The organism is Micromonospora maritima (genome assembly GCF_902825405.1).
GTDB lineage: Bacteria > Actinomycetota > Actinomycetes > Mycobacteriales > Micromonosporaceae > Micromonospora > Micromonospora maritima.
Map to the genome: position 1 here is coordinate 1 of NZ_CADEAU010000108.1, position 13831 is coordinate 13831.

12 protein-coding genes are annotated in these 13831 nt (G+C 73.2%); 5 read left to right on the forward strand and 7 right to left on the reverse strand.

Annotated features, from left to right (window positions below):
* Positions 1–158 precede the first annotated feature (158 nt).
* A complete protein-coding gene (trmB, locus tag HUW36_RS13000; protein ID WP_174528394.1) occupies positions 159–845 on the forward strand; it encodes a tRNA (guanosine(46)-N7)-methyltransferase TrmB in 687 nt (228 codons plus the stop codon).
* Between the two features lie 47 nt (positions 846–892).
* Positions 893–3397, forward strand: coding sequence for a DEAD/DEAH box helicase (locus HUW36_RS13005; RefSeq protein ID WP_174528395.1), 2505 nt, complete (start codon positions 893–895; stop codon positions 3395–3397).
* A gap of 77 nt (positions 3398–3474) precedes the next feature.
* On the opposite strand, the gene HUW36_RS13010 is transcribed toward HUW36_RS13005, so the two are convergent.
* Both HUW36_RS13010 and HUW36_RS34880 read right to left on the reverse strand, forming a co-directional pair.
* Entirely contained in the window at positions 3475–5109 is a 1635-nt protein-coding gene (locus tag HUW36_RS13010) for an ABC-F family ATP-binding cassette domain-containing protein (protein WP_174528396.1), read from the reverse strand.
* An 18-nt stretch (positions 5110–5127) separates the two neighbouring features.
* Positions 5128–6753 (reverse strand): ABC-F family ATP-binding cassette domain-containing protein, encoded by a 1626-nt coding sequence (locus tag HUW36_RS34880; protein ID WP_281357523.1) that lies wholly within the window; start codon positions 6751–6753, stop codon positions 5128–5130.
* A gap of 274 nt (positions 6754–7027) precedes the next feature.
* Here HUW36_RS34880 and HUW36_RS13020 point away from each other — a divergent pair, with 274 nt between their 5' ends.
* Both HUW36_RS13020 and HUW36_RS13025 read left to right on the forward strand, forming a co-directional pair.
* Positions 7028–7675 carry a hypothetical protein gene (locus tag HUW36_RS13020; protein WP_174528397.1) on the forward strand — a complete coding sequence of 216 codons (648 nt, stop codon included), beginning with the start codon at positions 7028–7030 and terminating at the stop codon, positions 7673–7675.
* Between the two features lie 105 nt (positions 7676–7780).
* The gene (locus tag HUW36_RS13025) at positions 7781–9079 is read left to right on the forward strand and encodes an Nramp family divalent metal transporter (RefSeq protein WP_246248128.1); all 1299 of its coding nucleotides are present in this window, start codon (positions 7781–7783) and stop codon (positions 9077–9079) included.
* Positions 9080–9136: 57 nt separating this feature from the next.
* Here HUW36_RS13025 and HUW36_RS13030 read toward each other — a convergent pair whose 3' ends face one another.
* From HUW36_RS13030 to HUW36_RS13050, 5 genes are all read right to left on the reverse strand, one after another.
* Positions 9137–10081 (reverse strand): ABC transporter substrate-binding protein, encoded by a 945-nt coding sequence (locus tag HUW36_RS13030; RefSeq protein ID WP_174528398.1) that lies wholly within the window; start codon positions 10079–10081, stop codon positions 9137–9139.
* 38 nt (positions 10082–10119) lie between these two features.
* Positions 10120–10962, reverse strand: coding sequence for an ABC transporter ATP-binding protein (locus HUW36_RS13035; RefSeq protein WP_174528399.1), 843 nt, complete (start codon positions 10960–10962; stop codon positions 10120–10122).
* Positions 10959–11501, reverse strand: coding sequence for an iron chelate uptake ABC transporter family permease subunit (locus tag HUW36_RS13040; RefSeq protein WP_246248130.1), 543 nt, complete (start codon positions 11499–11501; stop codon positions 10959–10961). Before HUW36_RS13040 ends, HUW36_RS13035 begins: the two co-directional genes overlap by 4 nt.
* 7 nt (positions 11502–11508) lie before the next feature.
* Positions 11509–11862, reverse strand: coding sequence for a DoxX family protein (locus tag HUW36_RS13045; protein WP_246248132.1), 354 nt, complete (start codon positions 11860–11862; stop codon positions 11509–11511).
* Between the two features lie 68 nt (positions 11863–11930).
* Positions 11931–12362, reverse strand: coding sequence for a type II 3-dehydroquinate dehydratase (locus HUW36_RS13050; protein WP_174528400.1), 432 nt, complete (start codon positions 12360–12362; stop codon positions 11931–11933).
* Positions 12363–12545: 183 nt separating this feature from the next.
* On the opposite strand from HUW36_RS13050, the gene HUW36_RS13055 reads away from it, so the two are divergent.
* Positions 12546–13703, forward strand: a complete 1158-nt coding sequence (locus tag HUW36_RS13055) for a DegT/DnrJ/EryC1/StrS family aminotransferase (protein ID WP_174528401.1) — start codon at positions 12546–12548, stop codon at positions 13701–13703.
* Positions 13704–13831 lie beyond the last annotated feature (128 nt).

The window sequence follows — 13831 nt, forward strand, 5'->3', positions numbered from 1 at the left end:
CCGACCAGCGGGACGGCGCAGGCGGCCACCGCGACCAGCAGCGCCGCACGTCCCCTGACTGATCCCATGAACCCTCCCGGCGTACGGGATGAATCCTCTCACCCCCGGCCGCACATCACATCCGATCCGGGCCGCCGGTCGCGTAGGCTCGGGTCGCTGTGACCACCACCGACACCCCCGCCGCCCGCATCCGGACGTTCCACCCGCGTCGCGGGCGGATGAGCGACCGGCAGCGCGACGCGCTGACCCGGCTCTGGCCCGCGTACGGCCTCCAGATCGCCGCCCTCGACGGGCCGTGCAATCCGACGGCGCTGTTCGGACGGCGGGCGCCGCTGGTGCTGGAGATCGGCTCCGGCATGGGCGACGCCACCGCCGCGATGGCGGCGGCCGACCGGGACCGACACTATCTGGCGGTCGAGGTCCACACGCCGGGAATCGCCAACCTCCTCGACCTGGTCGAGCGGCACGGCCTGGACAACGTGCGGGTGGCCGAGGGCGACGCGTTGGACCTGGTGCGGGCCATGCCGCAGGGGTGCCTGGACGCGGTGCACGTCTACTTCCCGGACCCGTGGCCGAAGACCCGCCACCACAAGCGGCGGATCATCGCGCCGGCGCACGTGGCGCTGCTGCGCTCCCGGCTGGCCCCGGGCGGCACGCTGCACTGCGCGACCGACTGGGCCGAGTACGCCGGGTCGATGCGTGAGACGCTGACCGCCGACCCGGAGCTGGTGGACGTGTACGGCGGCTACGCGCCGCGTCCGGCGCACCGGCCGGTGACGAAGTTCGAGCGGCGCGCGCTGACCGCCGGCCGGGAGGTCTTCGACCTGATCCACCGGCGGCGCTGAGCCCGGTTGGCGCGGCGCGGTGCGATCCAGGCACGATGGGAGCCGCCATGACTCTCACCGCCGCGCTGCCGAAGACCGCCGACCCCGACACCCTCTACGACGCGTTCGCCTCCTGGGCGTCCGAGCGCGGCCTCGACCTCTATCCGCACCAGGAGGAAGCGGTCATCGAGATCGTCTCCGGTGCGAACGTGATCATGAATACGCCGACCGGCTCGGGCAAGAGCCTGGTGGCGATCGCGGCGCACTTCGCGGCGCTGGCCGACGACCGGACGACCTTCTACACCGCGCCGATCAAGGCGCTGGTCTCGGAGAAGTTCTTCGCGCTCTGCGAGGTCTTCGGCGCCGAGAACGTCGGCATGCTCACCGGTGACGCCAGCGTCAACGCGGACGCGCCGATCATCTGCTGCACCGCGGAGATCCTGGCCAACCTGGCGCTGCGTGAGGGTCGCCGCGCCGACGTCGGCCAGGTGATCATGGACGAGTTCCACTTCTACGCCGAGCCCGACCGGGGCTGGGCGTGGCAGGTGCCGCTGATCGAGCTGCCGCAGGCCCAGTTCGTGCTGATGTCCGCCACGCTCGGCGACACCACCCGCTTCGTCGACGACCTGACCCGGCGCACCGGGCGGCCGACCGCCGTCGTCCGCTCGGCCGAGCGGCCGGTCCCGCTCCTGTTCTCGTACGCGACCACGCCGCTGCACGAGACCCTCGAGGAGCTGCTGGAGACCAAGCAGGCCCCGGTGTACGTGGTGCACTTCACCCAGGCCGCCGCGCTGGAACGCGCCCAGGCGCTGATGAGCGTGAACGTCTGCACCCGCGCCGAGAAGGACATGATCGCCCAGGCGATCGGCAACTTCCGGTTCACCTCCGGCTTCGGCAGGACGCTGTCCCGGTTGGTCCGCCACGGCATCGGCGTGCACCACGCCGGCATGCTGCCGAAGTACCGCCGCCTGGTGGAGACGCTCGCCCAGGCCGGCCTGCTCAAGGTCATCTGCGGTACGGACACGCTCGGCGTCGGCATCAACGTGCCGATCCGTACCGTGCTGTTCACCGGCCTCTCGAAGTACGACGGGGTACGGACGCGCCTGCTCAAGGCCCGCGAGTTCCACCAGATCGCCGGCCGGGCCGGGCGGGCCGGGTTCGACACGCTGGGCCGGGTCGTGGTGCAGGCCCCCGAGCACGTGATCGAGAACGAGAAGGCGCTCGCCAAGGCCGGTGACGATCCGAAGAAGCGCCGCAAGGTGGTGAAGAAGAAGCCGCCGGAGGGCTCCATCGGCTGGGGCGAGCCGACGTTCCAGCGCCTGGTCGAGGCCGAGCCGGAGCCGCTCACCTCCAGCTTCCAGGTGAGCCACTCGATGCTGCTCAACGTGATCGGCCGTCCCGGCGACGCGTTCTCCTCGATGCGGCACCTGCTCACCGACAACCACGAGGACCCGGCCGCACAGCGCCGGCACATCCGCCGGGCCATCGCCATCTACCGGGCGCTGCGCGCCGGCGGCGTGGTCGAGGAGCTGCCGGAGCCGGACGAGACCGGTCGCCGGGTACGCCTCACCGTCGACCTCCAGCTCGACTTCGCGCTCAACCAGCCGCTGTCCCCGCTGGCGCTGGCCACCGTCGAACTGCTCGACCGGGAGTCCCCGTCGTACGCGCTCGACGTGCTCAGCGTGATCGAGGCGATCCTGGACGACCCGCGGCAGATCCTCTCCGCGCAGCAGTTCAAGGCCCGCGGCGAGGCGGTCGCCGCGATGAAGGCCGAAGGCATCGAGTACGAGGCACGTCTCGAACTGCTCGACGAGGTGACCTGGCCCAAGCCCCTGGCCGAGCTGTTGGAGGCCGCGTACGAGATGTATCGGCAGGGCCACCCGTGGGTCGCCGACCACCAGCTCTCCCCCAAGTCCGTGGTCCGGGACATGTACGAGCGGGCCATGACGTTCCCCGAGTACGTCCAGTTCTACGGGCTGTCCCGCTCCGAGGGGCTGGTCCTGCGGTACCTCGCCGACGCGTACAAGACGCTGCGGCAGACCGTGCCCGAGGACGCCAAGACCGAGGAGCTGGTCGACCTCATCGAGTGGCTGGGCGAGCTGGTCCGCCAGGTCGACTCCAGCCTGATCGACGAGTGGGAGCGGCTGCGCAACCCGTCCGACGTGGCCGAGGTGGCCGCCTCGCTGGACGACCGGCCGCCGGCGGTGACCCGCAACGCGCGGGCGTTCCGGGTGCTGGTGCGCAACGCGCTGTTCCGCCGGGTCGAGCTGGCCGCCCTGCGGCGCTGGGATCTGCTCGGCGAGCTGGACGCGGGCGACGGCTGGAACGCCGACGCGTGGGCCGACGCGCTGGAGCCGTACTTCGAGGCGTACGACGCGATCGGGGTGGGCCCGGACGCCCGCGGGCCGGCGCTGCTCATGATCGAGCAGGGTCGCGAGAAGTGGACCGTACGGCAGATCCTGGACGACCCGGACGGCGACCACGACTGGGGCATCAGCGCCGAGATCGACCTGGCCGCCTCGGACGAGGTGGGCGCGGCGGTCGTCCGGATCACCGACGTCGCCCCGTTGTAGCGCCCCGGTCCTCACCCGGACGCTGGTCCCGGTCCGGGTGAGGACCGGGCCGGCGTTCGGAAGGCCGGACCGTCGGGTCACCCTCGACCGGCTCGGCGCACCGGCGGGAGGAGCCGACCGGCCTCCAGGGCCGCCTCGGCACCGGTCCAGCGACTCCGGAACATCCGGTCGTGCGAGACCACCACCACCGCGCCCGGATACTCCGCCAACGCCTGCTCCAATTGCTCGACCAGCGCCGGCGGCAGGTGGTTGGTGGGCTCGTCGAGCAGGAGCACGTCGGCCTCGTCGGCCAGCAGACGGGCCAGCGCCAGGCGGCGGCGCTGCCCGACGGACAGCGCGCCGACCGGCGTGCCGAAGTCGTCCACCCGGAACAGGCCCAGCGACTCCAACCGCTCGGCCTGCTCCTGCCGGGTGCCGACGCGGCCGGACGCGAACGCCGAGAGCAGGTCGCGCGTCGGGGCGGTGACCGCGCACTCCTGCGGCAGGTATCCGAGACGGCCCCGACGCCGCACCGACCCCTCGTTTGGGGTCAGCACACCGGCCAGCACGTCGAGCAGGGTCGACTTGCCGGCCCCGTTCGGTCCGACGACCAGCACCCGCTCTCCCGCGCCGACGGTCAGCTCAGGCACCCGGAGCCGGCCGGTGACCCGCACGCGGTGCGCCGCGAGGACCGTTCCCTCCCGGATCGCGGCGTCCAGCGGCGCGTGCAGGCGCAGCGGCTCCGGCGGCCGGGGCACCGGCTCGGCGTGCAACCGGTCGAGCCGGTCGGCAGCGCTGCGCACCCGGGTGGAGATCGACGCCTGGACCCGTCGGCCGTCGCCGTTGTACTTGCACTTGTTGTGGTCCTTGATCGCCCGGCCGGGCGCCACCCGGTACGCCGTCGTCGTCCCCCACTCGGTCCAGTGCGCGATCTCGGCGGTCCACGCCGCGTGGGCCTGCTCCCACCGCTGCCGCGCCGCCCGTCTCTCGGCGAGGTAACCGGCGTATCCGTTGCCGTAGCGCACCACCGTGGCCCGGTCCCCGTCGACCTCCAGGATCGTGGTGGCCACCCCCCGCAGCAGCAGCCGGTCGTGGGTCACCACCACGAGCGTGCCCCGGTGCCGGCGCAGCCGGCACTCCAGCCAGACCAGCGCCGCCTCGTCGAGATGATTGGTGGGCTCGTCGAGCAGCAGCAGCTCCGGCTCCGCCGACAGCACCCCGGCCAGCGCGAGCCGCGCGCGCTGGCCACCGGAGAGCGTGCCGAGCACACGGTCCGGCGTCAGTTCGCCGATCCCGAGGGTGGACATCGCCGCCCGCACCCGCGCGTCGGCGCGGTATCCGTCCCGGAGTTCGAACGCGGTCAGCAGATCCCCGTACGCGGTGAGCAGCCCGTCCTCGCCGGCGCCCAGTGCCTGCTCCGCCTCGGTGATCCGGCGCTGGAGATCGCGCAGATCCGCGAGCGCCGCGTCGACCGCGTCCCCGACCGTGGCCGTGTCCGGCAGGTCGAGGACCTGGCCGAGATAGCCGATCCCGCCGTCGGCGGTGACGGCGACCTCGCCCTCGTCCGGCGCCTCCTGCCCGGCCAGCAGCCGCATGAGGGTGGACTTCCCGGCGCCGTTCTCACCGACCACTGCCGCCCGTTCGCCGTCGCGGACCGTGCCGGACACCGCGTTCAGCACCTGACCGTGGGCGTACGCCTTGCTCACCGCGCGCAGCGCGATCTGGGTGGACATGGGACCCCTTCCCGGTGGTCAGGACCGGACCCGGCCGTCGCGCAGGGCCAGTTCGGGGCCCGGCCAGCCACGGCGCAGCCAACGGTCGTGGGAGGCGACGACGACGCCGCCCGGCGCGCTGCACAGCGCGTCCTCCAACTCCTCCACCAGGCGCAGCGACAGGTGGTTCGTGGGTTCGTCGAGCAGCAGGACGTCCGGCGGCCGGGCCACCAGCATCGCCAGGGCGACCCGTCGGCGTTGGCCGGTGGACAGTTGCCCGACCGGCCGTTCCACGTCACGGTCGGCCAGCAGGCCGAGCCGCGCCAGTGGCACGGTGGCGTCCTCGCCGGCCGCCTCCGCGTAGTACGACCGGGCGGTCCGTCGCGGGTCGGGGAAGTCGACGTCCTGCGCGAGCAGCCCGACGCGCAGCCCCGCCGACCGGTCCGCGGTGCCGGCGTCCGGCTCCAGGTCGCCCGCCAGCACCCGGAGCAGCGTCGACTTGCCGGCCCCGTTGGGGCCCACGACCAGCAGACGTTCGCCGGTCGTGACGGTCAGGTCGTCGATCTCCAGCCGGCCGTCGACGCGTACCCCGCGTAGCGACACCCCGCCCTCGCGCGGCTCGGCCCCGGTCACCGGGGCGACGAAACTGAGCTGGACCGGGGGCCGCTCGGCCTGCTCGGCGGCGAGTTCGTCCAGGCGTTGCTGCGCGTCGCGCACCCGTCGGGAGATTTGTCTCTGGACCCGGCCGCCGTGCCGGTCGTACCCGACCTTGTTGTTGTCCTTGATGGGGCGGGCGTGGTTGACCTCGTGGGCGGTCGTGGCCAGGGCGAGCCGCAGCTGCCTGATCTCCTGCTGTTCGGCGGCGTACCGCTGCTCCCAACGCGCCCGTTCGGAGCGTTTGACCGTGAGGTAGTCGGAGTAGGTGCCGCCGTAGCGGGTGACGCCGTCCCGGCCCGGGTCGAGGTCGACGATGTCGGTGCACGTCTCGTCGAGGAACGCCCGGTCGTGCGAGGCCACCACGACGGCGCCCGGAAGGCCGGCCAGCCGCTGTTCGAGGAAGGTGACCGCCTCCTCGTCGAGGTGGTTCGTCGGCTCGTCCAACAGCACCGCCCGGGGCTGCCGGATCAGCAGCGCGGCCAGGCCGAGGCGGGTGCGCTGCCCACCCGAGAGCGAGCCGAGCGGACGGGCCGGGTCGACGGCCGAGAGCCGCAGCCCGTCGAGCACCAGCTCCGCGCGGTGGTCGGCATCCCACAGGCCGTGGTCCTCGGCCCAGGCCAGCAGGTCACCGTACTCGGTGAGGGCGGCCTCGTGCTCGGGCCGAGCGGCCAGGATCGCACCGATCTCGTCGAGCCGGTCGCGGACGCGGTGGAACGCCGCGAGCGCGTGGTCGACCACGGCGTGCAGCGGGGCGTCGGCCGGGAACGGAAGCTCCTGGCGGAGGAACTCGGTGTCGGCCGGGCGCCGCACCTCACCGCCGTCCGGCTCCTCCGTTCCGGAGAGCAGCCGCAGGAGGGTGGACTTGCCGACCCCGTTCTCACCGACCAGGCCCAGTCGCTGACCGGGGCCCGCGGAGAGCGATACGCCGTCGAGGACGACACGGTCGCCGTAGACCTTCGTCAGGTCGCGGGCGCGCAGAACAGGAACGTGGGACACGCGGACCCCCATCGTCGGATCGTCAGAGGATCGACTGCCCGCCGGGCTCAACGGCCGTCGGACGTGCGGGCTGGGTGCGCGTCAGGAGATCACCACGCCATGGTGGCACGAACCGGACGGACCGACAACGTGTTTGCCGGGCCGGCAGTCCGTCCGCGACCGCGCGTGCGCTCAGCCCGAGGCGTTCTGCGCCATCCGCACGAAGTCGTCTCCCAGCCCTGGGCGATGTCAGACCCGTCGATTAGAATGTATGTACTAATCGAGCTTCTGACCTGGGAGGATGCTCGTGACTGCGCCCACCTCCGCTGCCCCTGTCACCCCCTACGCCACCCTGCTCGGGTTCACCCGCTACGTGGACCGCACCGGCCCCACCAAGGCCACCTTCGTCGGCGGACTGCGCCGCCAGCGGACGAGCCGGCACGGGTTCAACCCGCACGGCCAGTTCGTCAAGGCGCTCAAGGCCGACGTCGCGTTCCACACCGGCGGCACCCACCTCGCCCAGGTCGCCGACCTGGTCAAGCCGCGCTGGCGTCCGCTCTACGAGGCGCTCACGCCTGGCGCGACCCGCTGGCTGCACTCGCTCGGCGAGCCGACCGGCGTCGACCTGGCCCAGACGCGCGACGCCCTGGCCATGCTGGGTGACCTGCCCGTCAAGATCAACCCCCAGTTCGGCGTGCGCTTCGCCGACGGCCGGGCCGAGGCGATCCGGCTGCACTTCGACGAGGCGCCGCCGAGCGAGGAGGCCACCCTGGCCACGCTGCACCTGATGGCCCGGCACATGGACGCGGTGCTGCCACACGCCGAGCCGGTGCTCGTCGACGTGCGTCGCGGCGAGGCGCACCGGATGCCCGCCGACGTCAAGCCCGACCAGATCGAGCAGTGGCTTGCCGGCGAGGCCGCCGCGTTCCGGGCCATCTGGTCCACCGCCGCCTGACCGACGGTCCCCGACGGGACGGCCACCCCACGGGGTGGCCGTCCCGTTGCTCCCCGTTCGGGGATATCCGGGGCATTCTCGAAGCCGGGTGGCGAAGCTCGGCTCATGACACTGCCCGATCGTCTGCCCCGGCGGCTGCCGGCTCCGCCGGTGCGCCACGCGCCCCGAGGTCCCGCGCGGGAGCTGCCGTCGCGACCGTCGGCCACGCGCGGCCGTCTGATCCTGCTCGGGCCGGCGTTCGTGGCCGCGGTCGCCTACGTCGACCCGGGCAACTTCGCCACCAACTCCACCGCCGGCGCCCGCTACGGCTACCTGCTGGTGTGGGTGGTCGTGGCGGCGAACCTGGCCGCCATGCTGGTGCAGACGCTCACCGCCAAGCTCGGCCTGGCCACCGGGCGCAGCCTGCCCGAGCTGTGCCGCGACCACCTGCCCCGGCCGCTCAACCGGGTCATGTGGGCCCAGGCGGAGCTGGTCGCCATGGCCACCGACCTGGCCGAGGTGATCGGCGGCGCGGTGGCCCTGCACCTGCTCTTCGGCATCCCGCTGCTGCCCGGCGGTCTGATCGTGGGTACGGCCGCGTTCGCGGTGCTGGCGCTGCGCGCCCGGGGCTTCCGGACGTTCGAGATCGCCATCGCGGTGCTGCTCGGCGTCATCGTGCTGGCCTTCGCGGTCAACCTGGTCACCGCCGGGCCGGACCTGTCCGCCACCGCCGGCGGGCTGCTGCCCCGGACGGCGGGCACCGACAGCATGCTGCTCGCCGCCGGCATCCTCGGCGCGACCGTGATGCCGCACGTGATCTACGTGCACTCGGCGTTGACCACGAACCGCATCCCCACCACCGGCGAGGCGGAACGGCGCGTGGTGGCGAAGGGCCTGCGGATCGACGTGCTGATCGCGCTCGGGATCGCCGGCGCGGTCAACCTGGCCATGCTGCTGGTCGCCGCCACCAGCTTCCACGGCAGCGGCGTCCCCGGCACCGACACGCTGGAGGGCGTGCACGCCGGGCTGGCCGGGACGCTCGGCACCCTGGCCGCGGTGGGCTTCGCCGTGGCCCTGCTCCTGTCCGGCCTCGCCTCCACGAGCGTCGGCACGTACGCCGGTGAAGTGATCATGCAGGGTTTCCTGCGCCGCCGGATCCCCCTCCTGGTGCGCCGGACGGTGACGCTGCTGCCCGCGCTGGCCGTGCTCGCGATCGGCGTCGACCCGACCCGGGCGCTGGTGCTGTCCCAGGTGGTGCTGAGCTTCGGCATCCCGTTCGCGCTGATCCCGGTGGTGGCGTTCACCCGTCGACGCGACCTGATGGGCGGCCTGGTCAACCGTCCGGCCACCACGGCGGCCGCGGTGGTGGTCACCGCGCTCGTGGTGGCGCTCAACGCGTTCCTGCTCTGGCAGCTGGCCGCCTGAACGACCGCGCCCGCCGGGGACGGGGTCCCGGGCGGGCGCGGTGGTGGCGCGAGACGGTCAGGCGGCCAGGTACTTCTCCAGGTCGTCCAGGATCTTGTTGGCGGCGCCGACGCCGATGCCGGTCATCCACACCTCGTCGGAGACCACGTGCGCCTTGCCCGCCTTCACCGCGGACAGGCCCTGCCAGAGGCTGCCGGTGGTGACCTTGGCCTGCTCGGCGGCGGCCTTCTCGCCGTACGCGGTCACGAACACCACGTCGCCGTCGACCTCGTTGACCCGCTCGGCGCTGACCAGGTCGAAGCGCCTGTCCTCCTTGCCCTCCAGCAGCTGGCGCTGCGGGCGGCCGAGACCGGTGTCGCCGACCACGATGCCGGAGAACGAGTCCGGGCCGTACACCCGGATGTTGCCCGGGATGAAGCGCACGATGGAGATCTTCCGCGACGGGGCGTCGCCGAGCTTCGCGCCGAAGTCCTTCGCCCGCTTCTCGTACGCGGCCAGCAGGTCCTTCGCCTGCTGCTCCCGGCCGAGCGCCTGGCCGTCGAGAAGGAAGTTCTCCTTCCAGGTGATGCCCACCTTCTCGGTGAACACGGTCGGCGCGATGGCGGACAGCTCGTCGTAGAACTTCTCCTGGCGGAACTTGCTGCCGAGGATGAGGTCCGGCTTGAGCGCGTTGATCGCCTCCAGGTCGGGCTCGGTGAGCACCCCGACCTCCTTGATGCCGGCGAGCTTGTCCGCGCCGAAGTAGGTGGGCCAGCTCTTCGCCTCACCGGCGGTGGCCGCGCCGACCGGGGTGACGCCCAGGGACAGCGCGGTGTCGATCTTGTCGGTGTCGAGCACCACCACGCGCTTGGGCTCGGCGGGCACCTTGGTGGTGCCCATGGCGTGGGTGATCTCCCGGGTCTGTCCGGAGCCGGTGCCGGCGACGGGGTCGCTCTCCCCGCAGGCGGTGAGGCCGACGCCGAGGGCGAGGGCAGCGGTGAGTGCGGCGGCGAGACGACGCATCAGGTTCCTTTCCGTGGTGCGGGTGCGGGCCGGCGCGCTCAGGCGTCGCCGACGGAGGCGCCGGCCGGGGCCGGCGTGCCGGCCGGAGCGGCCGAGGTCTGGGTGAGGGCCGGCACCACGAGCGGGGCGCCGGTGACCGGGCAGGGCACGACCACGCAGTCGAGCCCGAAGACGTCGCGGACCAGGTCGGCGGTGAGGATCTCGCGCGGCGGGCCGGCGGCCACCACCGCGCCGTCGCGCATGGCGACCAGGTGGTCGGCGTAGCGGGCGGCCTGGTTGAGGTCGTGCAGCACCGCCACCACGGTCCGGCCCCGCTCGGCGCGCAGCCGGTGCAGCAGGTCCAGCACCTCCACCTGGTGGGCCAGGTCGAGGAACGTGGTCGGCTCGTCCAGCAGCAGCGCGTCGGTGTCCTGGGCCAAAGTCATCGCGATCCAGACCCGCTGGCGCTGGCCACCGGAGAGCGTGTCCACCGGACGGTCCGCCAGCCCGGTCACGTCGGCCAGGCGCATCGCCTCGTCGACGGCCCGGCCGTCCTCGGTCGACCACTGCCGCCACCAGCGCTGGTACGGCTGCCGGCCGCGCCCGACCAGGTCGGCCACCGTGATCCCCTCGGGCACCAGCGGGCTCTGCGGCAGCACGCCGAGCCGCCGGGCCACGTCCCGGGTGGGCAGGTCGCGGATCGCCGCGCCGTCGAGCAGCACCGCGCCCCGGCGCGGCGTGAGCAGCCGGGCCATGGTGCGCAGCAGGGTCGACTTGCCGCAGGCGTTCGGCCCGACGATCACCGTGAACGCGTCGGCCGGCAGGTCGAGCTCCAGCCCGTCCAGCACGGTGCGGCCCTCGTAGCCGACGACCAGGTCGCGGGTGGACAGCAGCGCGGTCACGACCGCCTCCCTCGGGTGCGCAGCAACACGAAGATCAGGTAGGGACCGCCGATCGCCGCGGTGAGCACGCCGGCCGGCAGTTGGGTGGGCGCGAACAGTCGTCGTCCGGCCAGGTCGGCGAGGACCAGCAGCAACGCGCCCAGCAGGGCGGCGCACAGCAGCGGCGGGCGTTCCGCGCGGACCAGCCGGCGGGCCACCTGCGGGGCGACCAGCGCCACGAAGTCCACGGCGCCGACCTGCGCGGTGACGGCGGCGGCGGCCAGCACGCCGGTGCCGGCCAGCCCGATCCGGCGGGCCACCGGGCGCAGCCCGAGGCCCCGCGCGGTGTCGTCGTCAAGCGCCGAGGAACGCAGCGCCCAGCCGGCCCACAGCAGCACCGGCAGCAGCACGAGGAGAGTGCCGGCGATCCAGCCGGCCTCGGTCCAGCCCTTGCCGGCCAGAGTGCCGATCAGCCAGAGCTGGGCGCGCAGGCCGTCGATCGGGTCGGCGGTGAGCATCACCACCTCGGTGAGCGCCCGGAACGCGAACGCCACCGTCACGCCGGCCTCAGTGCGCCAGCAGGTGCAGCAGCGCCAGCGCCGCCGCGGCGAACGCGAAGAACAGCGGCACCATGGTCACCTTGCCGTCGTCCTTGGCCCGCAGGTGGTAGGCCACGGCGGCGATCAGCAGCGCGGTGACCGCGAGCGCGGCGACCAGGCCGAGCGGCCAGAAGGCCAGGCCCAGCAGCAGTCCGGCGACGCCGGCCAGCTCCAGCACGCCGATGAGCCGGGTCAGCCCGGCGGAGACGCCGAGATGCGACATCCGCTGGCGCATCTGGGCGTTGCCGGTGAGCTTCTGCACGGCCAGCGGCACCAGGATGATGGCGAGCAGCACGGTGAGAACGATGATCGCGACGGTCACGGGGATCCTCGGGGGTCGGGTCGCCACGACGGACGACCGGAACGGGTGCGGTGCGGTGGGGCGGCCGGTCAGGGCACTGTGGAAACGAGCGCGCGGGCCGCCAGCCGGTAGCCGAGCGCGCCCAGACCCACGATCACCCCCGCGGCCAGCGGGGCGAGCACCGAGTCGTGCCGGAAGCTCTCCCGGGCCCACACGTTGGACAGGTGGACCTCCAGCCACGGGCGGGGATAGTTGGCCAACGCGTCGCGCAGGCTCCAACCGGCGATCATCAACGCGCCCGGGTTCACGATCGCGCCCACCGTCTCATAACTGTCCTGGATGGTACGGATCATCTCGCCCTCGCAGTCGTGCTGTCTCGCCACGACCCGCCAGCCCCGTCCGGCCACCTCCTCGCCGACCGCCCGCTCGATGTCCGCAAGCGTGTCGGTGCCGTAGATCTCCGGCTCACGCCGGCCGAGGATGCCCAGGTTCGGGCCGTTGAGCAGGAGCACCTCGGACACGTGGCACCTCACCGGGAGCGGACGACGACAGGTCCTCGGAGTATCGGCCCGACGCGCCGACCGGCCCCCGCCGGCAGGGGGCGGTTAGGGGCGGCTAGGGGCCGTTAGGGGAGGTCAGCGGCCTGCCGGCTCGGTTAGCGTCCCAGCCGGGCCGTTCCTATCTGGAGCAGGGAGTGGGACATCATGAGTGATCTGCCGGCGCCGGAGTTCCCCGCCTGGCCACAGTTCGGCGACGAGGAACGGACCGGCCTCGTCCGGGCCCTGGAACAGGGTCAGTGGTGGCGCGTCGGGGGCGACGAGGTCGACACGTTCGAGGCCGAGTTCGCCGCGTACCACGGCGCGCCGTACGCGCTGGCCGTCACCAACGGCACCCACGCGCTGGAGGTGGCGCTGGAGGTGCTCGGCGTCGGCCCCGGCACCGAGGTGATCGTCCCGGCCTTCACGTTCATCTCCTCCTCGCTGGCCGCGCAGCGCCTCGGCGCGGTGGCCGTGCCCGTCGACGTCGACCCGGACACCTACTGCGTCGACCCGGACGCGGTCGCCGCTGCCATCACGCCGCGCACCCGGGTGGTGATGCCGGTGCACATGGCCGGGCAGTTCGCCGACATGGACGCGCTCGACAAGATCGCCGCCGACGCCGGGGTCGCGCTGCTCCAGGACGCCGCGCACGCCCACGGCGCGCGGTGGCAGGGCAAGCGGGTCGGCGAACTCGGCTCCGTCGCCGCGTTCAGTTTCCAGAACGGCAAGCTGATGACCGCCGGCGAGGGCGGCGCGGTGCTCTTCCCCGACGAGGAGAGCTACGAGAAGGCGTTCCTCGTGCACAGCTGCGGCCGGCCCCGCACCGACCGCGACTACCTGCACCGCACCACCGGCTCGAACTACCGGATGAACGAGTTCAGCGCCGCCGTGCTGCGCGCCCAACTGTCCCGGCTGGACGGTCAGATCGCGCTGCGCGAGCAGCGCTGGCCGCTGCTGGCGAGCCTGCTCGCCGAGATCCCCGGCGTGGTGCCGCAGGGCCGCGACGAGCGCGGTGACCGCAACCCGCACTACATGGCGATGTTCCGCGTGCCCGGGATCACCATGGAACGCCGTCGGGCCGTGGTCGACGCGCTGATCGCCCGGGGCATCCCGGCGTTCGTGGCGTTCCGCGCGATCTACCGCTGCGACGGGTTCTGGCTGGCCGGCGCGCCGGACGAGACCGTCGAGCAGATCGCCGCGCGCTGCCCGAACACCGAGCAGATCCACGCCGACTGCATCTGGCTGCACCACCGCACGCTGCTCGGCACCGAGGAGCAGATGCACCTGATCGCCGCCGTGCTCGCCGACGTGCTGGCCGGATGACCGGGCCGCAGCCGGCCGCCGCGCCGGGGCGTACCGTCCGGGTCGCGGTGGCCGGCCTCGGCTGGGCCGGACGGCAGATCTGGCTGCCCCGGCTGGCCGCGCACCCCCGGTTCACGGTCACCGCCGTG